This is a genomic window from Mesorhizobium sp. 113-3-3 (genome assembly GCF_016756495.1).
GTDB lineage: Bacteria > Pseudomonadota > Alphaproteobacteria > Rhizobiales > Rhizobiaceae > Mesorhizobium.
In genome coordinates this window covers 548,381-571,313 of sequence record NZ_AP023243.1, presented here as the reverse complement: position 1 = coordinate 571,313, position 22,933 = coordinate 548,381, and the positions used below count along the sequence as shown (strand labels likewise).

Sequence of the window (22,933 nt, the reverse complement as noted above, 5' to 3'; positions counted from 1 at the left end):
GAACGGCAAATTCAGGTGAGCACGCAATTCTAGTGAGCAAGAAGTTCTAGTGAGCAAGACGGGTCAGCCCGACGGCTGAACCAAAAAGGGAGGTTGAACATGAAGTCCTTGATACGCAATGCATCCGTGGCCGCCGCGGCCCTGGCTGTCGGCCTGACGGCGACGGCCATCGCGCGTGCCGACGACAAGCCGACGCTGGCTTTCGTCGTCAATGGCGCTTCCGATTTCTGGAAAGCGGCCGAAGCCGGCGTCAAGAAGGCGCAGGGCGAACTGCCCGACTACAATCTCGAACTCAAATATCCCGAACAGTCCTCGGTCGCCATCCAGCAGCGGCTGATGGACGATCTGGTGACCGCCGGCGTCAAGGGCATCATGGTTTCGGCCGTCGATCCCAAGACCTCGACCGATGGCCTGAACAAGATCGCGTCTGAAACCGCGCTGTTCACCACCGACAGTGATGCGCCGCAGACCAAGCGTGTCGCCTATATCGGCTCGTCCAATGTCGACGCCGGCAAGCAGGCGGCCGAAATCGCCAAGAAGGCGATGCCGAACGGCGGCAAGTGCCTCGGCTTCGTCGGCCTGCTCGGCGCCGACAATGCCAAGGAGCGTATCCAGGGCATGAAGGACGGTCTCGCCGGCACCAAGATCGAACTCGTCGACGTGCGCGGCGACGATATCGACCAGGCGCGCGCCAAGAAGAATGTCGAGGACGCGCTGGTCGCCAGCCCCGACGTCACCTGCATGGTCGGCTTCTATTCCTACAACACGCCGCGCATCTATGAAGCGCTGCGCGATGCCGGCAAGCTCGGCCAGATCACGGTCGTCGGCTTCGATGACGATCCGATCACGCTGGGCGGCGTCAAGGAAGGCACCGTTGCCGCCACCGTCGTGCAGCAGCCCTTCGAATGGGCCTATCAGGGCATGAAGCTGATGGCTGCCTACCTAAAGGGCGACAAGTCGGGCATCCCGGCCAACGGCCTGATCATCATCCCCACCAAGATCATCGGCAAGGATGATGTCGACGCCTACGCCGCCAATCTCAAGGCGATGTCAGGCAAGTAAGACCACAGGCAGTTCAGCCGGCTCAACTTCGCTTGAGCCGGCTGCGCGCATTGACGAACCCTTCGAGGACCGTCAGTCTGCCGGAAGGCCGGCCCGCTAACTGCTGTCAGGCATGATGAACTATTCCGATACATCCATCGCGGCAACCACCCCGTTCCTCAGCCTCGAGAACGTGCGCAAGACCTATCCGGGCGTCGTCGCCTTGGATGGCTTCTCCATGGAGGTCAGGCCGGGCGAGGTCATCGGCCTCGTCGGCGAGAACGGCGCCGGCAAGTCGACCCTGATGAAGATCCTCGGCGGCGTCACCACGCCGGACACCGGCACGATCACGGTCGACGGCACCGCTCACAACAGCTTGACCGTCGAAGGCAGCCTGGGTTCGGGCATCGCCTTCGTCCACCAGGAACTCAACCTGTTCGAAAACCTCGACGTCGCCGCCAACATCTTCTTCGGCCGCGAGCCGCTGCGCGCCGGGCCGCTGAAACTTGTCGACCGCACGAAGCTGCGCGAGATGGTGGCGCCGCTCTTGAAGCGCGTCGGCGCCAATTTCTCCGCCGATGCGCAGGTCGCCGACCTGTCGCTCGCCCAGCAGCAGATGGTCGAGATCGCCAAGGCGCTGTCGATCAAGGCAAGGCTGGTCATCCTCGACGAGCCGACATCGAGCCTGCCGATCGCCGAGACCGACAAACTGCTCGACGTCATCAAGGCGCTGAAGGCCGACGGCATCAGCGTCATCTTCATTTCGCATCGCCTGCACGAGGTCGAGCGCGTCGCCGACCGCGTCGTCGTGCTGCGCGACGGCATGCTGGCCGGCACGCTGGGCAAGCGCGACATCGGCCACGACCAGATGGTCAAGCTGATGATCGGCCGCATGCTGAAGGAGCGCGAGAAGGCCTCCGAGGCCGCGCGCGCGCCCGGCGCCACCGCACTTGCGGCCAAGGCCATCCGCACGCCCACCTATCCCGGGCGGCCGGTCGACCTCGATGTCCGGCGCGGCGAGATCCTCGGCCTTGCCGGCCTGGTCGGCTCCGGCCGCACCGAACTGGCCCGCGTCTTCTTCGGCATCGACGGCAGCCTTGGCGGCACGCTCGAACTCGACGGCAAGACGCTTGCGCTGGGGTCGGCCGCCGATGCCGTCGCGCACGGCATTTTCCTGGTGCCTGAAGACCGCAAGCTGACCGGCATCCTGCTCGACCTGTCGATCGCCCAGAACATTTCGCTGCCCAATCTGCCGGCGCATTCAAGGCGCTCGCTGGTCTCGGCAAGCGCCGAAACGGCCACTGCCGAGAAGCAGAAGAAAGACCTCGGCATCAAGGCGCCTTCGGTGCAGACGCGCACCGGCACGCTGTCGGGCGGCAACCAGCAGAAGGTCGTGCTCGGCAAGTGGCTGGCCATGAACCCGAAGGTGATGATCCTCGACGAGCCGACGCGCGGCATCGACATCGGCGCCAAGGCGGAAATCTACGGGCTGATGCGCGCGCTGGCCGATGCCGGCGTCGCCGTGCTGATGATCTCCAGCGACATGGAGGAGGTGATCGGCGTGTCCGACCGCATCGCCGTCATGCATGAGGGCCAGATCTCGGGCATTCTCGACAAGGACCAGTTCAGCCAGGAAAACGTGCTGCTGCTGGCGGTGGGCAAGCAGCCGAAGTAGTTTTTGCGCCGGGGTCGCGAGACCGCGCACCCTGCTCAGGCAGGCATTGGGGAGAAGACGATGAGCAAGAAAGATCTTGGCCTGCTGATCCTGATCCTGGTGGTCGGGGCCATTGTGGCGATCATCAATCCGCGCTTCCTCTTGCCGATCAATCTCGCCAACACCTCGAACCTGATCGGCCTGTTCGGCATCCTGTCGATCGGCCAGGCCTTCGTCATCATCACCGGCGGCATCGAACTGTCGGTCGGCTCGGTGGTGGCGCTGCTGGGAACGCTGTTCATCGACTTCATCGCCGTGCGCGAATTGGACTGGCCGCTGGCCTTCGTGCTGATCATCGCGCTCGGCGCCATCATCGGCCTGGTGCATGGCTGGCTGATCACCAGGCTGAAGCTGCAGCCCTTCGTCGTCACCTTGTGCGGCCTCTTGATCTATCGCGGCGTCGCCCGCTTCTACACCGCCGACGGCACAGCCGGCTTCGCCTTCGGCCAGAATTTTCCCGAGCTCGAATTCCTCACCGCGGGCCGTTCCTATGGCGTGCCCAACAGCTTCATCGCGCTGATCGTCATCGCCATCGTCATGTGGGTGGTGCTGCACCGGTCGGTGTTCGGCCGCTATCTCTACGCCATCGGCAAGAATGAGGAGGCGGCGAAATATTCCGGCATCCGCACCGGCCGCATCGTCATGGCCGCCTATGTCATCTGCGGCGTGCTGACGGCGCTGTCGGCGATCTATTTCGCCATGTACACGCGCTCGATCTCGCCGGCCAGCCACGGCCAGTTCTATGAACTCTACGCCATCGCCGCGGCCGTGCTCGGCGGCTTCTCGCTGCGCGGCGGCGAGGGTTCGCTGATCGGCGTCATCCTCGGCACCGTGCTGCTGCAGGAGCTGCAGAACCTCGTCAACCTGCTCGGCATCCCGTCCTCCCTCAACTTCGCGGTGATGGGCGGCGTCATTCTCATTGGCGTGCTCGTCGACCAGCAATGGGGTGTGTTCCGCGCACGCCGGCTGATGGTCGATGCGGCCCGCAAGAACGTTGCCGGCGCGCCGGCGGAATAATCGCGTGGGGCAAGGCGGTCGCTTGCCCGACTCATAAGGATATTATAATAGCATAACCCGGTATTGCTCGGGGTGACGTTATATGCGCTGCGATTTGCGAGGCAAGGTAGCGCTGGTCACTGGGGCCGCTGGCGCCATAGGCGGTTCGATCGCCCGACGCCTGTCCGACAATGGTGCCGCGGTCGTCGTCGCCGACATCAACGGCGAGGGCGCAAAAGAGGTGGCGGCCGGCTTGACCGATGCCATGGCCTGCGCCACCGACATCCGCGATGCCGCCTCGGTCGACAGCGCCATCGCCGCGACCATGCAGCGCTACGGACGGATCGACATTCTCATCAACAATGCCGGCGTCAACACGCTGGCGCACCGCGTCACCCTGGACGAATTCCCGGCCGAGGAATGGGACCGCATCACCGGCATCGATCTCGACGGCCTCTACATCATGAGCCGCGCTGCACTGAAGCCCATGCTTGGGTCCGGCAGAGGCGGGCGCATCGTCAACATCGCCTCGGTCGTCGGCCTCGCCGCCATGCGCCTGCAGAGCCCGTTCGTCGCCGCCAAGGCCGCCATCATCCATCTGACGCGGTCGATGGCGATCGAACTCGGCGCCAAGGGCATCCTGACCAATGCGGTCGCCCCGGGCTCGGTGATGACGGCGCTGACCGCCAAGCTGTTTTATGGCGACGACGGCAAGTTCGCCGGCCGCACGCAGGAATTCCTCGCCCATGTGCCGCTCGGCCGGCCGGCTGAACCGCAAGAGATCGCCGAGGCGGTGCTGTTCCTGGCCTCGCCGGCCGCCAGCTACGTCAACGGCCAGGTGCTGGCCGTCGATGGCGGCTGGACTGCAGGGTACATGATGTGAGCAACGCGATGGAAATCGATCTCAACGGCGCCGCGATAGCTCTCGATGGCGAAACCAACCCGATCGTCGACGCCGTGCTTGCCGCATTGCGTGTCAATGGCGGCACGCTCGTCGAGGCCGGGGATGCCGCCGACATCCTGCTGATGTCCAACCCGCTGCGCCCGGGAACGACGGTGCAGGATCCCCGCTACCAGCATAGCGATGCGCGCCGGGCGGCCGTGGCCATGGCCGAGCGCGGCGGCGGGCGCATCGTCTTCCTGATCTCCGCCACCGCCGGCATGCCGATGCGCCGCCATCCGCGCTTTTCCATGGAGAACGCCGCGATGCTCGCCGGCATGCGTGCGCTGGCCATGGAGTTCGGGCCGAAAGTGCTGGTCAATGCCGTCGGTTTCGGCGCGGTCGAGGATGGAACCCTGGTTTCGGGCGACAAGGCGATGCTCAGCCACACGCCGGTCGGCCGCGCCGGCTGCATCGAGGAAGCGGTCGCGGCCGTGTTGTTCTTCTGCGATCCGCTCAACACCTACACGACGGGCCAGATGCTGGGCGTCGATGGCGGATGGACGGCAGGCTATGGGCGCAATTTCTGAACCGTTGATACCCGCTATCCCCGCGGGGTCCGTCGCTGGAAACCGTCCGCCACACCAGCTATGAGTGGACGTTTCGGCGTGATCCGCGGGGCATTGCCTTGCTGGATCGCGCTTTCTTGGAGCGTGGTGATGGTCGACAAGCCGCCGGCGGGCGAGAAGAAGCCGCAACGCCTCGGCGTTCGCGAGATCGCCAAGCGTGTCGGCGTGGCGCCGATGACGGTGTCGCGCGCGCTGTCCAATCCCGACATGGTCTCGCCGGAGACGCGCGCCAAGGTGCTGGAGGCCATCGAGCAGGCCGGTTTCGTGCCGAACCGGCTGGCGTCCAGCATGCGCGGCAATGGCCGCATGATCGGCACGGTGGTGCCGCCGCTGATCAATTCGGGCATTGCCGAACAGGTGCAAGGCATGTCCGACGAATGCCACGAGAGCGGCTATTCGATGCTCCTGGTGCAAGGCGAATTCACGCAGGAAGCCGAGGAGAAGTCGATCCGCAACCTGCTCGGCTGGCGCCCGGTCGGGATGATCCTGCAGAGTTTCGTGCAAAGCGAGACGGCGCGTGCGCTTCTGAAGAGCAGCGGCGCCCCGGTGGTCGAAATTTCCGAGATCAAGGGCCGCAAGCCGATCGACATGGTGGTCGGCGTCTCCAACTTCGAGACCGCCTATGCCATGACCATGCATCTGGCGGCCAAGGGCTACAAGCGCATCGGCTTCGTCTCGACCCCGATTCACGGCAATGACCGCCTGCGGCAGCGCCGCACCGGCTACCATGCCGCGCTCACCGAACTCGGCATCAAGAACCATGCCGGCATGGAGGTCGAAGTGCCGATCACCGCGCAGGGCGGCGCCGAGGCACTGGTGACGCTGACCTCCCGCCACAGGGATATCGACGCCATCTTCTTTTCCAGCGACACGCTGGCGGTCGGCGCCGTGCAGGAATGCCACCGGCGGCGCTGGGCGGTGCCGGGCAGGATCGCCATCGCCGGCTATGGCGACATGGATCTCGCCGCACAGCTTTTTCCGCCGCTGACCACGGTGAAGGTCAATCGCTACGAGATGGGCCGCCGCGCCGTGCGGCAATTGTTGGCAAGGCTCGGCGGCGACACCAAGGTGCCGACCATCACCAGCCTCGGCTTCGAGATCGTCGACCGAGAGAGTGCGTAATCAGGACGTCGTCTTCCCCGCCTCTTCCCGCCGCCCAAGCCGCTTCTCCCACCCCTCCGCATGGACGTTGAGATAGGCATTGGGATCATAGGGATGATCCTTGATTGCCTCGATGTTGAGATCGATGCCGAGGCCCGGCCCATCCGGCAGCGACAGATGGCCGTTGTCCGGGTTGACGGTCGGATGCCAGGTCACGAGGTCGCGCGTCCACGGGTCGTTGAAAGCGTCGAAATGTTCCTGGATGAGGAAGTTCGGCACCGCCGCCGCCAGCTGCAGGCACACCGCCGTCGCCACCGGTCCGCCGCTCTGGTGCGGCGCGATGTGGCTGCCATGTGCGAGCGCCAGATTGGCCACCTGCATCGATGGCGCTATGCCGCCGAGCGACATCGGCTCGGGTTGGAAGATGTTGACGCCGCCGCCGGCCGCCAGCGTGTAGAATTGCCCGACCGTGTCGTACATTTCGCCGGTCGCCACCGGGATCGGCGAGCGATGCGCCACTTCGTGCACGGTCTCCTGCCGGTCGCGCGACGTCGGCTCCTCCCACCAGTAGATATCGAGATCGGCGAATTTCTGCGCCGCCTGCAGGGCGGCGATCTCGGTGAAGCGCGCATGCACGTCGATCAGGATCCGCGTGTCCGCAGGCAGTTCGTCACGCAATGTCCGGCAGATCGCGTAGGAAAGCTGCAGTTCCTCGCGCGAGATAAAACCTTGCGCGGTGCCGAACGGGTCGAGCTTGAACGCCCTGAAACCCTTGGCCAGAACCGCTTTGGCGGCCTCGAGAAAGGCCTCCGGTGTGCGCTCGGTGCGATACCAGCCATTGGCGTAGCCGAGCACGCTGTCGCGCACCTGGCCGCCGAGCAACTGATGGATCGGCACGCCGAGGCTCTTGCCCAGAATATCCCAGCAGGCGACCTCGATCGCCGCGATCACCGTACGGTGGATATGGCCGCCGTCGAGCGAGACGCTGTCCAGCATGCGCCTGGCCAGCGCATTGATGCGGCGCGGATCCTGGCCGATGGCGAGATGCTTGAGCTCGTGCACGCCGGCTTCGGTGGTCTTGATGAAGCCGTTCAGCGTGCCTTCGCCGATGCCATGGATGCCCTTGTCGGTGTGGACCTTGATGAAGAGCCAGTTCTTCCAGCCGGCGCCGACGGTAAACGTCTCGATTTCGGTGATCTTCATGCAATAGCCCTACTTCAGCGCGGCAATCGTTGCGATGACGGCCTCTGTCGTCAGGCCGTATTTCGCCTGCAAGGTCGGCACCGCGCCGCATTCGATGTAGCGGTCCGGCAGGCCGATGCGCGTCACTCTCTTCGCAATGCCGGCATCGAACAAGGTCTCGACCACAAGGCTCGCCAGGCCGCCGACGACAACATGGTTTTCCGCGGTGACGATATGGCTGACGCCGGCTGCGAACGTGGCCACGGCTTCGGCGTCGAACGGTTTTATGGTCGGCACATGCAGCACGCCGGCGGCGATGCCTTGTATCCGCAACGCGTCCGCCGCATCCAGCGCCCGTTCGGTCATGAAGCCGGTCGAGATGATGCCGATATCGGACCCTTCACGAAGCGGCCGCGCCTTGCCGATTTCAAAACGATAGCCGGCTTCAAATACCACCGGCACGGAACCGCGCAGCAGCCGCATATAGACGGGACCGCGATGCGCGGCGATCGCCTCGGTCGCCGCCTCGATCTCGGTGGCGTCGCAAGGATCGATGATGGTCAGGCCGGGGATCATGCGCATCAGCGCCAGATCCTCGATCGCCTGGTGCGTGCCGCCATAGCCGGTGGTCAGTCCCGGCAGGCCGGCGACGATCTTGACGTCGAGGTTGGAGTGGGCGAGCGCGATGGCGACGAAATCATAGGCACGCCGTGTCGCGAACACGCCATAGGTGGTGGCGAACGGCACCTTGCCGGTGCGCGCCAGCCCGGCGGCGATGGCGACCAGGTTCTGCTCGGCCATGCCGACATTGAAGAAGCGGTCCGGGAAAGCGTCGCGGAACGGCAAGATATCGGTGTATTTGCCGAGATCGGCGGTCAGCCCGACAATGTCGGGACGGCTCTGGCCAAGCCGCGCCAATGCCTTGCCAAACGGGGCCTCCACGCTTTGCCGGCCGCCGCCAACGGCTTCGTCCTGGCCCATGGCCAGCGTGCGGCCGGCCTCCGTCGCGCCGCTCATTGGGCTGCTCCCACGGTCTTGTCGAACTCGGCTATGATGCCGTCCCACTGCGCCACGTCGATACGGAAGAAGTGCGATTTCTCGGAGGTTTCGATGCGCGGCACGCCCTTGCCAGGCAGCGTGCGCAGCACGATCGCTTTCGGCTTGCCGTTGCGCTCGCGCGCCCCGGCCAGCGCGCCGACCACCGCCTTCATGTCGTTGCCGTCGATCTCCGATGTCTGCCAGCCGAAGGCGCGCCATTTGTCGGCCACCGGTTCCATGTCGAGCACCACCGGCCCGTCGGCCTGGATGCCGTTGCAGTCGACCAACGCCACCAGCCCGTCGAGCCTGAAATGACTGGCCGACATCGCCGCTTCCCAGGTCGAGCCTTCCTGCATTTCGCCGTCGGACAGTTCGACGAAGACGCGCGCCTCGGATTTGTCGATGCGCAAGCCCAGCGCCTGGCCGACACCTTGCCCAAGGCCATGGCCGAGCGAGCCGCCGATCATTTCGACGCCTGGTGTGGTGTCAAGCGTCGACATTTCCAGCCGGCTGTTGTCGGCGCCGTAGGTGATCAGTTCCTCGACCGGGAGGATGCCGGCCTCGGCCAGCGCTGCCCACAGCGCGATGGAATAGTGCCCGGTCGAGAGCAGGAACCGGTCGCGCTCGGGCCACGCCAGATTGTGCGGGTCGTAACGCAGTTCATGGAAATAGAGCGCGGCCAGCACATCGGCGATGCCGAGGCCCTGGCCGATATAGCCCTGGCCCTGGCCGCGCGCCATGGTCAGCATGTGACGGCGCAACTGCGTCGCCTTGCGTTCGAGCGCGCCGATATCGGCGCTGCCGGGTGGGGAATTTCGCAGCATTGGATCAGTCCTTGTCGAGCCCGCCCGACATGTTGAGCCGCTCGGCGGTCATGTATTTGGGTGCATCAAGGCAGAGCCAGACGACGGCTTCCGCGACTTCCCCAATCTCGGCGCGGCGGCCGAGCGGAATGCGGCGCGTGCGCTCGTCGAGGAAGGCCTGCAGGTCGCTGCGGCCATTGGCGCGGGCAAGGTCGGCCTCGGTCGAGCGCTGCATTTCGGTGTCCATCATGCCGGGCGCCAGGCTGTTGACCAGGACGCCATAGGGCGCCAGCGCCACCGCCGCGGCTCGCGTGATGGAATCAACACCCGCCTTGCTCGCCGTGTAGGCGGTGTAGTCGGGCAGCGCCATGCGCGAACCGGGCGAGGTGATGTTGATGATGCGCCCCGAGCGCTGCTCGCGCATCACCCGGCCGGCCGCCTTGCAGGCCATGGCAAGCGCGGTGACATTGAGCGCCAGCGTGCGCGTCCACGCCTTGTAGGTGGCGTCGAGGAACGGCTCGATCACGCCGTAGCCGGCATTGTTGACGAGGATGTCGATGCCGCCCCAGCGCGCCACCACTTTTTCGACAGCCGCTTCCGGTGCGCCTTCCCCGGTGAAGTCGCTGACAATGCCTTCGCTTTCCGCACCGGTCTGGCCGATCTGCCTGATGGTCTCGGCCAGCCCCTCGCCATTGATGTCGGTGGCCGCGACGGCACAGCCGCGCCGCGCCAACTGCACCGCCACCGCGCGGCCAAGGCCGCCGGCGGCGCCGGTGACGAGCGCTCTTCGTGGCGACGTATTTTGATTTTCGGCTGGCAAGCAAACACCCTCCCGGTGGCCATCTTGACGGATTTGATACCGGTACCATAAATGGCTGTCAACGGGATGTGCTATTGTCCCGTCGACCGCATGGTCCGCCGCAATGGGGAGAGAAAAGATGAAAGTCGTCGCGCTCGAAACGCTGCAACTGGCCGAATTTCCCTTCCTGTTCTGGCTGCGCGTCCACACCGATGCCGGCCTCATCGGCACCGGCGAGACGTTCTGGGCGCCGGGGCCGGTCGCCGCCTACATCCACGACAATGTCGCCCCCTACCTGCTGGACAAGGATCCGCGCGACATCGAGCTGCATGACCGCACGCTGGGCAGCGTCTATGTCGGCGCCCGCGATTCCGGCGCCGAGGTGCGCGGCAATTCCGCCGTCAACATCGCGCTGTGGGATATTTATGGCCAGGCGCTCGGCGAGCCGGTCTGGCGGCTGCTTGGCGGACGCACGCACAGGACCGTACCGATCTACAACACCTGCGCCGGCTACAAACATGTCCGCGCCACGAAGAGGAATGCTCTGTTCGAGCGCGGCGAGGACTGGTCGCTGAAGCAGGGCGACTCAAACGAAGGCCCCTACGAGGACCTGCTCGCCTGGCGCTACAATGCCGGCGATCTCGCCAGGAGCCTGACATCCGAAGGCATCGGCGCCATGAAGATCTGGCCGTTCGACATCGCCGCCGAGGCATCGAATGGTACCCGCATATCGCTGGCCGATCTCGACAAGGCGCTGGAGCCTTTCCAGAGAATCCGCGACGCCGTCGGCCGCGACATGGAAATCATGGTCGAGCTGCACGGCCTGTGGACCTTGCCGCCGGCGCTGCGCATCGCCGAAGCGTTGAAAGCCTACGACGTCGCCTGGCTGGAGGAGCCGATCCGCTACAACGAACTTGATGCCATGGCCGAGCTTGCCCGGCACACCTCCATCCCGATCGCCGCCAGCGAGCGGCTCGCCTCGCGGCAGATGTTCAAGCAGCTGATCGACAAGCGCGCGGCTTCGGTGATCATGATCGACCTCGCCTGGTGCGGCGGGCTCTCTGAAGCGCGCAAGATCGCCAACATGGCCGAAGCCAGCGAACTGCCGGTCACCTTGCACGATTGCACCGGGCCGATCGTCTATGCCGCCAGTTGCGCGCTGTCGGCGACCTTGCCGAACGTCAACTACCAGGAAGCGGTGCGCGCCTATTTCACCGGCTGGTACACCGAGATCGTCGCCGACATTCCGCCGGTCAAGGACGGTCGCGTCGCGCCGCTCGAAGGGCCGGGGCTGGGTCTCAGCCTGCGCCCGGAGCTGTTTCAGCGGCCCGACGCGACCGTGCGGATCACCAGAATCTAGCCATCGCCTGGTTCCGTTCGGAGCCAGTAGACATTATGCTATTATAATCTATGATGCGCCAAAGCGAGCGACCAACAAGCTCGCCGCCGGTGCCCTGCCGCCCGGCGCCAGACGCATTCAGGGAGGCTTTGGTGGCAATGTCTGCGGCGCGCGCACGCGACGATTTCAAGGGCGCTCCAAACCTGCCCGACCCAAAAATCCTGCTCGACCTGTTCGAACGTATGGTGCTGTTGCGCCGTTTCGAAAGCATTGCCCAGATCGCTTGCCGCAAGGGCGAAACGCCCGGCTTCCTGCATCTCTATATCGGCGAGGAGGCGACGGGCGTCGGCGTCTGCGCGCATCTCAGACCGACGGACTGGGTGACATCGACCCATCGCGGCCATGGCCATGCGCTGGCCAAGGGCGCCGATCCCGGCCGGGTGATGGCTGAATTGTTCGGCAAGGCTGACGGCATTTGCGGCGGCCGTGGCGGCACCATGCATCTCTACGACCGCTCGGTCGGCCTGTTCGGCACCAATGGCATCGTCGCCGCCGGCATCGGCCACGCCGTCGGCATCGGCATGGGCGCCCGCCAGCAGGGCCGCGACGATATCGGTGTCGCCTTCTTCGGCGACGGCGCCGCCAACCATGGCGGCTTCCACGAGGCACTCAACTTCGCCGCCGTGCAGCGGGCGCCGGCGGTCTTCATCTGCGAGAACAACCTCTACGCCACCGCCACGCCGCTGGCGTCGATCACGCTCAATCCCGAGATCGCCACCAAGGCCGCCTCCTACGGCATGCCTGGGGTCGCGGTGGACGGCAACGACGTCTTCGCCGTCTGGCTGGCCATGAAGGAGGCCACCGAGCGCGCCCGCGCTGGCAAGGGCCCGACGTTGATCGAGGCAAAGACCTACCGCACCGTCGGCCACCACGAAGGCGATCCGGTCATCGGCACTTACCGGACGCAGGAGGAACTCGACGCCTGGATCAAGCGCGATCCGATCGACATGTTCCGCAAGAAACTGATCGAGGACTATGGCATCGCCGATGCCGAAGCGCTTGCGGCCATCGAGGCGCGGATCGAGAAGGTGGTCGAGGACGCGCTGGCCTTTGCCCGCAATTCGGCCGAGCCCGACCCGGCGACGGTGGGCCTGCATGTCTTCGCCGATCCGATCAATCCGCCGGCCGCACTGCAGCCGCGCGCCGTCGGCGAGACGAAGACACAAGGCTGGCTCGAAGCGGTACGCGACGGCATCGCCGAGGAGATGCGCGCCAACCCGGCGATCCTCTATTTCGGCGAGGGGACCGGCGAACGTGGCGGCAGTTTCGCCCACACCAAGAACCTCTGGCAGGAGTTCGGCGCCGCGCGCATGGTCGACACGCCGATCTCCGAACAGGGCTTTACCGCCGCCGCTGTCGGTGCCTCCGCCACCGGCGCGCGCACCGTTTCCGACCTGATGTTTGCCGACTTTGCCTTCGAGACCGCCGGCCAGATTTTCCTGCAGGCGGCCAAGCTGCGCTACATGACCAGCGGCCTGATGAGCGCGCCGATGGTGGTGCGCGTCGGCGCCGGCGCGCTGCGCAGCTCCGGCCCGCATCACAGCGGTATCTACCATCCGGTCTTCGCCCATATGCCGGGCCTCATTGTCTGCGTGCCTTCCACCCCGGCCGATGCCAAGGGGTTGATGAAGACAGCGCTCAGGGCCGGCGATCCCGTCATCATGCTGGAACCCAAGGCGCTGTTTGCCTCCAAGGGCGAGGTGCCGGTCGGCGAGCATTTTGTGCCGTTCGGCGTCGCGCGCATCGCGCGGGCCGGCACCGACATCACCATCGTTGCCGCCGGCCAGATGGTGCAGCGTGCGCTGGAGGCTGCGGAAGCACTCGCCGCTGAAGGCACCGAGGCCGAGGTGATCGATCCGCGCACCATCATGCCGCTCGACATCGACACCATCGTCGCCAGCGTTCGCAAAACCCACCGCCTGCTCATCGTCGACGAAGCCTGGGCGATGTGCGGCCTTGGCGGCGAGATCGCCCAGGCCATCAACGAACTCGCCTTCGACGAACTCGATGCGCCGCCCGGAAGGCTGCACACCGCGCCGACCTCACATCCCTTCGCGCCGGTACTGGAGCGCGCCATGCTGGTCGATGTCGCGCGCATCGCCCAGGGCGTGCGCGACGTCATTGCTGGCCAGCCGCCGGTGCCGGACCATTGGTACACGGTCGGTCTGAAAAGTGCTGCGCCGGCTAAACCGGCGCCTCCCACGGTCAAGTCGCAGCCTCCCGCGCCAGCACTTGCCGCCGCCTCCGCTGCCGGCGACGACGAGCCGGTCACAATGCCGTTCGGCGATCTCACCGTCAGCGAAGGCACTGTCGTCAAATGGCTGAAGGCGGTCGGCGACGCGGTCAAGCAAGGCGAGTTGATCGCCGAGATCGAGACCGACAAGGCCGTGGTCGAGATCGAGGCGCCGGTCAGCGGGACACTCAGTGCCATCGATCAGCCGGTCGGCGCCGTGGTGCCGATGGGCGGCCGCATCGGCGGCGTCAGGAAGTGACCACCGTACCCTGAAATCCGAAGGACTGGCATGAAGATCCTGTGCGCCAACTGGCAAGCCGCCGACGAGGCCGAACTCGAACGGCAGCATTATCCCGACATCGAACTCATCCTCGCCCGCTCGACCAACGACAAGGCCGCGGCACTCGATCCGGTGATCTGCGAGGCGGTCGATGCCGTCATCAACTATTCGCCCACGCACAATGTCGCGGCCGCCCCGTCGGCGTTTCCCAAGGCCAGGATCGCCGTGCGCTCCGGCGTCGGCTTCGACAACATCGACACGCAGGGCTGGGGCGCGCGGAAAATTCCGGCCTGCAACGTGCCGGACTATGGCACCACCGAGGTCGCCGACCACGCCATCGGCCTGATGCTGGCGCTGACGCGCGGCACGTCGGCCTATGGCGCGGAGCTTGCCGGCCATGGCACTGAGGGCTGGCATTTCTCCAAGGCGCCGCTGGTGCGCCGGCACAAGGGCGCCACCTTCGGCATTGTCGGCCTCGGCCGCATCGGACTGGCTACTGCGCGTCGCGCCGCCGCCTTCGACATGAAGGTGGTGTTTTACGACCCGCATCTTCTGTCCGGCGTCGACCTGTCGACCGGCTATGAACGCGTTCATTCGCTGGCGGAACTGGTGGCGCGCGCGGATGTGGTGAGCGTCCACACGCCGCTCAGCGAGGAAACCCGCAAGCTGCTTGGCGCTGCCGCCTTCGCCGCCGCCAGGCCTGGCCTTGTGCTGGTCAACACCGCGCGCGGTCCGATCGTCGATCTCGATGCGCTCGAAGCGGCGATGCGCAAGGGCATCGTCGCCGGCGCGGGCCTCGACGTGTTGCCGAACGAACCAGGCGATCTCGATCATCCGCTGCTGGCCGCATGGCGCGCCCGGGAGCCCTGGATCGCCAACCGCCTGATCGTCACGCCGCACGCTGCCTTCTACAGCCCGGCATCGATGCGCGACCTCAGGTTGAAATCGATCGAGGTCGTGCATGCCTATCTCGTCGAGGGACGGCTGACCAACTGCGTCAATACCGAGTTCCTGAAATGAACATCGCTGCGGCGCAAACCGGACGCGTGGCTGTTTCTCCCTATGCCCGTCGGCTGGCGCGCGAACGTTCTCTCCCGCTCGAAGCACTTCGCGGCAGCGGCCCTGGCGGGCGTATCCTGGCCGCCGATGTGCAAGCCTTCGTTCCGGTTGCCCCGCCGGTCGTTTCGCCCGATGTCGCCACCCTTGCGGCGCCTTCCCCCGCCGTATCCCGGATCGCCGCCTTCGCGACGTCCGTTGCCTTCGGTGCGCTGCAAGGCCTGCTGGCGGCGCTTGGGAGTTCGGGCCATGTGTTCGCCCTCGACGACGTGCTGCTGCGCGCTGCCGGTCGCGCTTTTGCCGAGATGCCTGATACCACCAAAGTCGGCACGAGTTCCGTGGCGCTGGAACTGGCCGGCCGGCAAACCGTCTTCGCCATGGACCCCGAAATGCCCCTGGCATCGCTGCGCGCAATGCGGCTTGCGGCATTGGCCGACAACCGTGATGAGACCGAAACAACCCCGGCAGCCCTATCCCTGCGGCTGCTGCCGGCGAGCGACATCCGGCCGGTGATGACGCCACTCCTGCCGGGCCGTTCCATGCGCCTGACCGTTTCGCTCGACACGCCGGGCGACCGGGCCGAATGCCTGCTGACGGTGGATGCGGCAAGCGTCGACGAGGCCGCCGCTGCCGGGTGGCTGGCGACCCTGAAATCGGCGATCGAGCAGCCGCTTCGGCTCTTTGTCTGAGACGGTTGATCGTCAACAGCCTTGCCTAGCCTCCTGCGAAGGAAGCTATTATAAAAGCTTCGACATTGGAGCAATTCCAGGAAAAGTGCGAAGCGGTTTTCCGTCCGGAATTGCGTCAAACAAAGAGATAGAGCGGTTCGCCGTTTCGGTGAAACGGTGAAACGCTCGAGGCGCGACGAGGCACATGGACCACCCGACCATAGACAGTCTTCCCAGGCGCACGCTCGGCCGCGCCAATGGCCCGCTCTATCGCCAGCTCGCCGATATATTGCGCGAGCCGATCGGCAACGGCACCTTCCCCGTCGGCGGCGAACTGCCGAAGGAAGCGACCATTGCCGAGCATTTCGGCGTCAGCCTGATCACGGTTCGCCAGGCTCTGCGCGATCTCGAGGCCGACGGGCTGATCCGCAAGCGCTCGGCCAAGCCCGCGGTGGTCGCGGCGCGCAGCCCCTCGGTCAATCTGAGCTGGAAGTTCAAGAATTTCGCCGACATGGCGGCCTTCACCAAGGATGCGCAACTGACGGTGAAATCCTACCGCAAGGAGGTTTCGCCGGTGCTCCAGCGCCATTTCGGCATGGGCAAGGACGAGGCCGGCTATTGCCTGCGCAGCGTCTTGTCGATCGGCGAACAGCGCAAGGCGCAGATCACCACCTATTTCCCGCCCGACATCGGCGCGCGTCTGAAGCGGGAAGATTTTTCCGACGTGCTGATCTTCCGCTCGGTGCAGAAACATCTCGGCCTGCGGCTCGACGTGGCGCATGTCACGGTGCGCGCCGAGATCGCCGACGAGGCGGTTGCCGCCGATCTCGGCATCACGCTCGGCAGTCCGGTGCTGACGGTGGAGATGCTCTACCAGTCGGCGGACCAGCGCAGCATCGAATTCTCCGTTGCCCGCCACCCCGCCGACATCTTCAGCATCACCTACGACGCCCCGAACGACCTGTCCTGAACCTTGTCGGCGGCATTGGCGTCCGCCGATTCCCTGGTCCCGGCCATGGACAGACTTATAAAATTATAATAGCATCATAGCTAGGATGAATGCTGCGCGGAGGACCACGATCCAACGTGGATGCGAAGCCGCATCCGACGCTGAGCATTTGCCTGGTGCATGTCACCCAAGATGCGCTGCGGTTCCGGGGCATGCATAGGAACAAAGTCTGTCGAATGGGGTGTGCCTGGAAGGCGCTTGAAAGGCGGCGGGCGTTCGCATGGCAGACACCAAACACGGGAGGAGGAAATGATGAAAGCAGGCGCATTCCTTGCCGGGCTTGCGGTGATCGCGACGGCTTTGCTGTCGATCGGTGCCGTACCGGCCAACGCACAGGACAAGAAACCCTACACCATCTATCTCTCGAACAATTTCGTCGGCAATGATTGGCGCCAGCAGATGCTGCGCAGCGCCGACATCGCGGTCAAGAAGCCGCCGCTTGCCGGTCGCGTCGATCTCAAGGTCGAGGTGGTCGAAACCACGGTCCAGGCGCAGATCAATTCCCTCAACAACATCATTCGCAACAAGCCCGATGCCATCGTCATCGACGCGGGCTCAGGCGAAGCCCTCAACCCGACGATCCAGAAGGCTTGCGATGCCGGCATTTTGATCATCGCCTTCGACCAGATCGTCAGCGCGCCCTGCGCCTACACGATGGAGTCGGACTGGGGCCGGGCGCCGCGCGTCGAGGCCGAGTGGCTGGTCAAGAAGCTCGGCGGCAAGGGCAAGATCCTCGTTGACCGCGGACTTGCCGGCGCTCCAATCTCCGCCCAGCTGCAGGGTGGTTTCGAGGAAGTCATCAAGAAATATCCCGGCATTGAAGTGGTCGGCTATTTCAACGGCGACTATGCGCTGGGGCCCGAACAGGCAGGCGTCGCCAGCCTGTTGGCGGCGCACCCGCAAGTCGACGCCATCTTCGTCCAGGGCTACGGCGCCGGAGCGATCAAGGCGCTGCAGGATGCCGGGCGTCCGATCGTTCCCGTCACCGGCAGTCCTTTCAACCTGACGACGACGAGCTGTGTTCAGATCCAGGGCGCCCAGTGCATCCTTGCACCCAACCCCGCCTATCTGTCGGCCGAGGCCCTGAAGCTCGCGGTGGAGATCCTCGACGGCAAGAAGCCGGCGGAGAAGAAGATACTGCTGCGCAACGCCTTCCTCACCACCGATCCGGTCCCGTCGGAATTGTACCCCGACGCGACCATGCAGAAGATAGAGGTCGGCAAGAATGCCTTTCCGGATATGGCGCCGGGCCTGTTTCTTCCGGTTAGCCCGGACTGGGTCGAAATCACCCCGGCCGAAGCTGCCGGATCGAAATGACGATGCCTGCCGGCGGCGGCGAAATGGTCGCTTCAGGCCTCTCCAATGCGCCTTGGCTCAAATTGACAAGGCGTATTGGTACCGGTATCAATTTACGCGCAACACCCACCAAGATGGCGAAGTCCGTCACCGGCTGATGCAGGAAACACGAAGGAGGAGAGATCATGAAATTGAAGACAGTTTGCGCCGGATTGGCAGCGCTTGCCATCTCCGCAATCGCCGTCGGCACGGCGCCGAGCCACGCAGAGGACAAGAAGCCCTACACCATCTATCTCTCGAACAATTTCGTCGGCAATGACTGGCGCCAGCAGATGGAGCGTGTCGCCACCGTCTCGGTCAACAAGGGGCCGCTGAAGGGCCGGGTCGACCTCAAGATCGAGAATGTCGAGAACACCGTCCAGGCGCAGATCAACTCGCTGAACAACATCATCCGCCAGAAGCCGGACGCCATCCTCGTCGATGCCGGCTCGGACTCGGCCTTGAACCCGACCATCAAGAAGGCCTGTGACGCCGGCATCGTCGTCATCTCGTTCGACCAGGTGGTGACCGAACCCTGCGCCTATGCCGTCGCGTCCGACTGGGACCGCATCCCTTCCGTCATGGCCGAGTGGATGGCCACGCAGCTTGGCGGCAAGGGCAACATCATCCTCGACCGCGGCCTCGCCGGCGCGCCGATCTCGGCGCAGCTGCAGGGCGGCTATGAGAAGGTGCTGGCCAAATATCCCGACATCAAGGTCGTCGGCTACTACAATGGCAACTATGCGCTCGGCCCGGAGCAGTCCGGTGTCGCGGCCCTGCTTGCCGCCAACCCGAAGATCGACGGCATCATGACGCAAGGCTATGGCTCCGGCGCCATCCAGGCGCTGAAGGATGCCGGCCGGCCGATCGTCCCGGTCGTCGGCTTCTCCTACAATGTCGCCGCCGTCACCTGCGCGCAGACGCAAGGCGCCAAGTGCATCCTCGGCTCCAACCCGGCCTATCTGTCCTCGGAAGCGATCAAGCTGGCGGTCGATATTCTCGACACCGGCAAGAAGCCGGCCGAGCGTTCCGTCTCGGTCAAGGGCGACTTCGTCACCACCGACCCCTTCGAGTCCAAGCTCTATCCGGGCACCAAGATGATCAAGATCGCGATTGGCGAAAATGCCTTCCCCGACCAGGCACCCGGCCTGACGCTGCCGATCACGCCCGACTGGGTCGAGATCACCGCTGCGGAAGCCGCCGGGGCGAAGTAACATCCGTGACCACGACCCTGTCTCCCGGCATCGCAAGATGTCGGGAGAGCTTTTCGAAGGCGCATTCATGGACCTTGTCACCGTCAACGGCCTTTCCAAACGCTATGGCGGCATTGTCGCGCTGAGCGAGGCGACATTCAGCGCCCGCGCCGGCGAGGTGCATGCGCTGCTGGGCGAGAACGGCGCGGGCAAAAGCACCTTCATCCAGATCCTGTCGGGCGCCGTGCAGCATGATGGCGGCTCGATCCTGGTCGATGGCCAGGAGTATCGCCCGGCCAATCCGGATGCGGCGCAGGCGCGCGGCATCGCCGCCGTCTTCCAGGAATTGTCGCTGATCCCCGATCTCAGCGTCGAACAGAACATCTGGTTCCGCCACGAGCCACGAACGTGGCTTGGCACCGTCAACCGCGCGGAGATGCGCCGCAAGACGCTGGCGCTGCTCGAAAAATACGATTTCCCGGCACTCCGTCCCGACCAGGAACTGCGGCGGCTGACACTCGCCGAACGGCAGATCGTCGAGATCGCCAAGGGCTTGGCCAAGGATCCGCGCATCCTGATCCTCGACGAGGCGACTTCCGCCCTGCCGGCGCGCGAGGCCGAATGGCTGTTGAAACTCACGCGGCAGCTGGCCGCCGAAGGCCGGCTGGTCATTTTCATCTCGCATCGCATGGCCGAGGTGCGCGCCATCGCCGACCGGCTGACCATCTTTCGCAATGGCAGCACCGTCGCCGCGCACGAGGCCAATGCGGTGTCCGACAACGAGATCGTCACCCAGATGATCGGCCGGCATCTCGACCGGCTCTATCCCGAGCGCGTGCCGACAGCGACCGACCGTATCGCCCTGGGGGTAAAGGGGTTTTCGAGCGGCAGCCGGCTCTCCGGTGTCGACTTTGCGTTGCGCGAAGGCGAAGTGCTCGGCGTCGGCGGCCTGCAGGGTCACGGCCAGCGCGAGCTGTTCCAGGCGCTGTTCGGCGCCACCAGGGCGAGCGGCACGATCGAACTGTGGGGCAAGCCGGCTTCCATTGGCAATCCGCGCCAGGCGCTGACCGGCAAGGATGGCATCGCCCTGGTACCGGAGGACCGGCGCGGGCAGGGCCTGCTTTTGACCAAGAGCGTGCGCGAGAATCTGACGCTGTCGGTCATCAAGCGCTTCACCGAGAACGGCTTGCTGAGCCGGCAAAAGGAAGCCGCCCTGGTCAAGGAAATGGTCGATTTCCTGCGCATCAAGGCCGGCACGCCGGAACAGCTTGCCGGCACGCTGTCGGGCGGCAACCAGCAGAAGGTGATCTTCGGCAAGATGCTTTTGACGCAGGCGCGCGTGCTGTTGCTCTACGATCCGACGCGCGGCGTCGATGTCGGCACCAAGGGCGAGATTTTTCAGCTGATGCGCGACCTCGCTGCCAAGGGCTATGCGATCCTGTTCCACTCCAGCGACATGCCCGAACTCGTCCATGTCGCCGACCGCGTGCTGGTCATGCGCAACGGCCGTATTGCCGCGACGCTGGAGGGAGATCACATTTCGGAGGAGGAAATCCTGCGCGCCGCCATGCTTGAAACCAGGGCGGCGTGAACCATGGTGATGTCTATGGAGATGGCGCCAAGGCCGGCCGAGGTAAAATCCGCAAGACCGGGCATCGACTGGCGCGGCCGGTTGCTCGACCGCGCGCCGTTCCTGGTCGCCTGCCTGATGCTTGCCTTGATCATCGGCATCTACGGCAGCCTGCAGTCCGGCGTCTTCACGCTGGACGAGCTCAACCTCGACACGGCGGCGGCGATGACGCTGATGCTGGCCGCGACCGGGCAGACCATCGTGCTGCTGCGCGGCGGCATCGACCTGTCGATCGGCGGCATGATCAGCCTCGGCACGGTGATCGCCGCGACGCGCTTCACCGACGATCCGTCGACCACTGCCCTTTGGGCGCTGATCATTCTGGCGCTCGGCTTTGTCATCGGCGCGCTCAACGGTCTGCTGATCTCGCTGCTCAAGCTGCAGCCCTTCCTGGTGACTCTCGCCACCTGGTCGATCCTTAACGGCGTCGCCATGATCATCCTGCCGACCGATGGCGGCAGCGTTCCTGGCTGGTGGGTCGGCTTCGCTTCCGCGCAGCTCCTCGGCCTGACCAGCCCGGTCTGGATGCTGCTGGTGCTGCTCGTCTTCTGGTGGTGGTTTCGCGCGACGCGCGTCGGCATTGCCATCCAGGCGACCGGCTCCAACGAAAAGTCGGCCTTCCTCTCCGGCGTCTCGATCACAAGGGTCAACCTCCTCACCTATGGCCTGTCCGGCCTGTTCGCGGCGGGTGCTGCGCTGTTCCTGGTGACCCAGACCGGCGCCGGTTCGCCGACCATCGGCAAGGACTATATCCTGCCCTCGGTGGCGGCTGCCGTTATCGGCGGTGTCAGCCTTTTCGGCGGCCGTGGCCATCTCGCCGGCACGCTGATCGGCGCTTTCGTGCTGACCCTGATCGGCAATCTGGTCTTCGTCCTGCATGTATCGAGCTACTGGCAGCCGGTCGCGTCCGGCGTCATCCTGCTGCTCTCTGTGCTTGCGAGCTCCGTTGCCGAGAAAGCCGCGAGGAACCGCGTCCAATGAGCGCTTTCCTCACCCGCAACCGCCTGATCGTGCTCGCTTATGCTGGCATGGTCGTGCTGCTCCTGGTCACGGCGATGTTCTCGCCGGGCTTCCTGTCGGTCTCCAACATGCGCTCGACCGTCGTTCTCGCCGCCTTCGTCGGCATCGTCGCGCTCGGCCAGACCTTCGTCATCATCGGCGGCGGCATCGACCTGTCGGTGCCCTGGGTGCTGAATTCGGCCGCCATCATCATGGCGCTGCTGTGCGGCGGGCAGGATCTGCCGCTGGCCTGGGTCATGCCGTTGCTGCTCGCCGGCGGCGCCTTCATCGGCCTCATCAACGGCATCGGCGTCGCCCAGTTCGGCGTGCCGCCGATCATCATGACGCTGGCCACCAATGTCATCCTGCAAGGCCTGATCCTGGTGCTGACCGGCGGCTCGCCGACGCCGTCGGCGCCCGCCCTGATCCAGTTCATGTCGGTCGGACGGATCGGTGGCTTCCCGGTCATCGCGCTGATCTGGCTGGCGCTGACGCTGGCGGCGACGCTGCTGCTCTCCAAGGCGGCGTTCGGCCGCCATCTCTACGCGCTCGGCACCAGTGCCACGGTCGCCGAATTCTCCGGCGTGCCGACGGCGCGCACCACCATCCTCACCTATGTCATCTCGGGCCTCACCGCCGCCTTCGCCGGCATGCTTTTGACCGGCTATTCCGGCCAGGCCTATCTCGGCATGGGCGACGCCTACCTGTTCACCTCGATCGCCGCGGTCGCCATCGGCGGCGCCTCGATCCTCGGCGGCAGCGGCCACTATCTCGGCACCGTCGCCGGCGCCATGGTGCTGACCATCCTCACCGGTCTTTTGCCGGCACTGAACCTGTCGAGCGGCGCACTGCTCATCGTCTACGGCGCGGTGATCCTGCTCACCGTGTCGATCGGCAGCGAGACGTTCGCCGGCCTCGGCGGCAGGCTGCGCAGAAAGGAGGGCTGAC

The 22,933-nt window shown here is 65.2% G+C and carries 20 protein-coding genes; 16 read left to right on the top strand and 4 right to left on the bottom strand.

Translation table 11 applies throughout. The features are described from left to right. The first annotated feature begins 99 nt into the window (after positions 1–99). The 6 genes from JG746_RS02600 (at position 100) to JG746_RS02575 (ending at position 6,382) form a co-directional block, all read left to right on the top strand. Complete coding sequence (locus tag JG746_RS02600) at positions 100–1,062, top strand: sugar-binding protein (RefSeq protein WP_202356760.1); 963 nt, start codon at positions 100–102, stop codon at positions 1,060–1,062. A gap of 115 nt (positions 1,063–1,177) precedes the next feature. Beyond that, positions 1,178–2,716: a sugar ABC transporter ATP-binding protein gene (locus tag JG746_RS02595; RefSeq protein ID WP_202359237.1), complete on the top strand. Its 1,539-nt coding sequence runs from the start codon at positions 1,178–1,180 to the stop codon at positions 2,714–2,716. A 60-nt stretch (positions 2,717–2,776) separates the two neighbouring features. Next, a complete protein-coding gene (locus JG746_RS02590) occupies positions 2,777–3,772 on the top strand; it encodes an ABC transporter permease (RefSeq protein WP_020629113.1) in 996 nt (331 codons plus the stop codon). Between the two features lie 82 nt (positions 3,773–3,854). Then, positions 3,855–4,634, top strand: coding sequence for an SDR family NAD(P)-dependent oxidoreductase (locus tag JG746_RS02585; RefSeq protein WP_202356759.1), 780 nt, complete (start codon positions 3,855–3,857; stop codon positions 4,632–4,634). Continuing rightward, complete coding sequence (locus tag JG746_RS02580) at positions 4,631–5,221, top strand: SDR family oxidoreductase (RefSeq protein WP_244730646.1); 591 nt, start codon at positions 4,631–4,633, stop codon at positions 5,219–5,221. The genes JG746_RS02585 and JG746_RS02580 overlap by 4 nt, the downstream gene beginning before the upstream one ends. Before the next feature lie 129 nt (positions 5,222–5,350). Next, on the top strand, positions 5,351–6,382 hold the full coding sequence (locus JG746_RS02575; RefSeq protein ID WP_202356758.1) for a LacI family DNA-binding transcriptional regulator: 1,032 nt from the start codon (positions 5,351–5,353) through the stop codon (positions 6,380–6,382). Here JG746_RS02575 and JG746_RS02570 read toward each other — a convergent pair whose 3' ends face one another. From JG746_RS02570 to JG746_RS02555, 4 genes are read right to left on the bottom strand one after another with little or no spacing between them, the layout of a single operon-like run. After that, a complete protein-coding gene (locus JG746_RS02570; protein ID WP_202356757.1) occupies positions 6,383–7,564 on the bottom strand; it encodes a mandelate racemase/muconate lactonizing enzyme family protein in 1,182 nt (393 codons plus the stop codon). A 9-nt stretch (positions 7,565–7,573) separates the two neighbouring features. Continuing rightward, positions 7,574–8,560 carry a transketolase family protein gene (locus JG746_RS02565; protein WP_202356756.1) on the bottom strand — a complete coding sequence of 329 codons (987 nt, stop codon included), beginning with the start codon at positions 8,558–8,560 and terminating at the stop codon, positions 7,574–7,576. Beyond that, entirely contained in the window at positions 8,557–9,405 is an 849-nt protein-coding gene (locus JG746_RS02560; RefSeq protein WP_202356755.1) for a transketolase, read from the bottom strand. The genes JG746_RS02565 and JG746_RS02560 overlap by 4 nt, the downstream gene beginning before the upstream one ends. A gap of 4 nt (positions 9,406–9,409) precedes the next feature. After that, positions 9,410–10,204 carry an SDR family NAD(P)-dependent oxidoreductase gene (locus JG746_RS02555; protein WP_202356754.1) on the bottom strand — a complete coding sequence of 265 codons (795 nt, stop codon included), beginning with the start codon at positions 10,202–10,204 and terminating at the stop codon, positions 9,410–9,412. Between the two features lie 118 nt (positions 10,205–10,322). Here JG746_RS02555 and JG746_RS02550 point away from each other — a divergent pair, with 118 nt between their 5' ends. From JG746_RS02550 to JG746_RS02505, 10 genes are all read left to right on the top strand, one after another. Continuing rightward, positions 10,323–11,543, top strand: coding sequence for a mandelate racemase/muconate lactonizing enzyme family protein (locus tag JG746_RS02550; protein ID WP_202356753.1), 1,221 nt, complete (start codon positions 10,323–10,325; stop codon positions 11,541–11,543). A 137-nt stretch (positions 11,544–11,680) separates the two neighbouring features. Continuing rightward, entirely contained in the window at positions 11,681–14,074 is a 2,394-nt protein-coding gene (locus JG746_RS02545) for a thiamine pyrophosphate-dependent enzyme (protein ID WP_244730854.1), read from the top strand. A 30-nt stretch (positions 14,075–14,104) separates the two neighbouring features. After that, positions 14,105–15,115 carry a C-terminal binding protein gene (locus JG746_RS02540; protein WP_202356751.1) on the top strand — a complete coding sequence of 337 codons (1,011 nt, stop codon included), beginning with the start codon at positions 14,105–14,107 and terminating at the stop codon, positions 15,113–15,115. Further along, a complete protein-coding gene (locus tag JG746_RS02535) occupies positions 15,112–15,840 on the top strand; it encodes an E3 binding domain-containing protein (protein WP_202356750.1) in 729 nt (242 codons plus the stop codon). Before JG746_RS02540 ends, JG746_RS02535 begins: the two co-directional genes overlap by 4 nt. Positions 15,841–16,024: 184 nt before the next feature. Further along, positions 16,025–16,789, top strand: a complete 765-nt coding sequence (locus JG746_RS02530; RefSeq protein ID WP_202356749.1) for a GntR family transcriptional regulator — start codon at positions 16,025–16,027, stop codon at positions 16,787–16,789. A 291-nt stretch (positions 16,790–17,080) separates the two neighbouring features. Next, positions 17,081–18,145, top strand: coding sequence for a sugar ABC transporter substrate-binding protein (locus JG746_RS02525; RefSeq protein WP_202356748.1), 1,065 nt, complete (start codon positions 17,081–17,083; stop codon positions 18,143–18,145). Positions 18,146–18,309: 164 nt separating this feature from the next. Further along, a complete protein-coding gene (locus JG746_RS02520; protein ID WP_202356747.1) occupies positions 18,310–19,377 on the top strand; it encodes a substrate-binding domain-containing protein in 1,068 nt (355 codons plus the stop codon). A gap of 67 nt (positions 19,378–19,444) precedes the next feature. Next, a complete protein-coding gene (locus JG746_RS02515; RefSeq protein WP_244730645.1) occupies positions 19,445–20,947 on the top strand; it encodes a sugar ABC transporter ATP-binding protein in 1,503 nt (500 codons plus the stop codon). A gap of 3 nt (positions 20,948–20,950) precedes the next feature. Further along, positions 20,951–21,967 (top strand): ABC transporter permease, encoded by a 1,017-nt coding sequence (locus tag JG746_RS02510; protein ID WP_202356745.1) that lies wholly within the window; start codon positions 20,951–20,953, stop codon positions 21,965–21,967. Beyond that, positions 21,964–22,932 carry an ABC transporter permease gene (locus JG746_RS02505; protein WP_202356744.1) on the top strand — a complete coding sequence of 323 codons (969 nt, stop codon included), beginning with the start codon at positions 21,964–21,966 and terminating at the stop codon, positions 22,930–22,932. Before JG746_RS02510 ends, JG746_RS02505 begins: the two co-directional genes overlap by 4 nt. Position 22,933 lies beyond the last annotated feature (1 nt).

Bases quoted from the DNA above. Each gene is read 5' to 3' on its own strand.
- JG746_RS02510 (WP_202356745.1), top strand. From the start codon at position 20,951: ATGGTGATGTCTATGGAGATGGCGCCAAGGCCGGCCGAGGTAAAATCC.
- JG746_RS02545 (WP_244730854.1), top strand. From the start codon at position 11,681: ATGTCTGCGGCGCGCGCACGCGACGATTTCAAGGGCGCTCCAAACCTG.
- JG746_RS02575 (WP_202356758.1), top strand. From the start codon at position 5,351: ATGGTCGACAAGCCGCCGGCGGGCGAGAAGAAGCCGCAACGCCTCGGC.
- JG746_RS02535 (WP_202356750.1), top strand. From the start codon at position 15,112: ATGAACATCGCTGCGGCGCAAACCGGACGCGTGGCTGTTTCTCCCTAT.
- JG746_RS02525 (WP_202356748.1), top strand. From the start codon at position 17,081: ATGAAAGCAGGCGCATTCCTTGCCGGGCTTGCGGTGATCGCGACGGCT.
- JG746_RS02590 (WP_020629113.1), top strand. From the start codon at position 2,777: ATGAGCAAGAAAGATCTTGGCCTGCTGATCCTGATCCTGGTGGTCGGG.
- JG746_RS02520 (WP_202356747.1), top strand. From the start codon at position 18,310: ATGAAATTGAAGACAGTTTGCGCCGGATTGGCAGCGCTTGCCATCTCC.
- JG746_RS02530 (WP_202356749.1), top strand. From the start codon at position 16,025: ATGGACCACCCGACCATAGACAGTCTTCCCAGGCGCACGCTCGGCCGC.
- JG746_RS02550 (WP_202356753.1), top strand. From the start codon at position 10,323: ATGAAAGTCGTCGCGCTCGAAACGCTGCAACTGGCCGAATTTCCCTTC.
- JG746_RS02585 (WP_202356759.1), top strand. From the start codon at position 3,855: ATGCGCTGCGATTTGCGAGGCAAGGTAGCGCTGGTCACTGGGGCCGCT.
- JG746_RS02595 (WP_202359237.1), top strand. From the start codon at position 1,178: ATGAACTATTCCGATACATCCATCGCGGCAACCACCCCGTTCCTCAGC.
- JG746_RS02570 (WP_202356757.1), bottom strand. From the start codon at position 7,564: ATGAAGATCACCGAAATCGAGACGTTTACCGTCGGCGCCGGCTGGAAG.
- JG746_RS02515 (WP_244730645.1), top strand. From the start codon at position 19,445: ATGGACCTTGTCACCGTCAACGGCCTTTCCAAACGCTATGGCGGCATT.
- JG746_RS02505 (WP_202356744.1), top strand. From the start codon at position 21,964: ATGAGCGCTTTCCTCACCCGCAACCGCCTGATCGTGCTCGCTTATGCT.
- JG746_RS02565 (WP_202356756.1), bottom strand. From the start codon at position 8,560: ATGAGCGGCGCGACGGAGGCCGGCCGCACGCTGGCCATGGGCCAGGAC.
- JG746_RS02540 (WP_202356751.1), top strand. From the start codon at position 14,105: ATGAAGATCCTGTGCGCCAACTGGCAAGCCGCCGACGAGGCCGAACTC.
- JG746_RS02600 (WP_202356760.1), top strand. From the start codon at position 100: ATGAAGTCCTTGATACGCAATGCATCCGTGGCCGCCGCGGCCCTGGCT.
- JG746_RS02560 (WP_202356755.1), bottom strand. From the start codon at position 9,405: ATGCTGCGAAATTCCCCACCCGGCAGCGCCGATATCGGCGCGCTCGAA.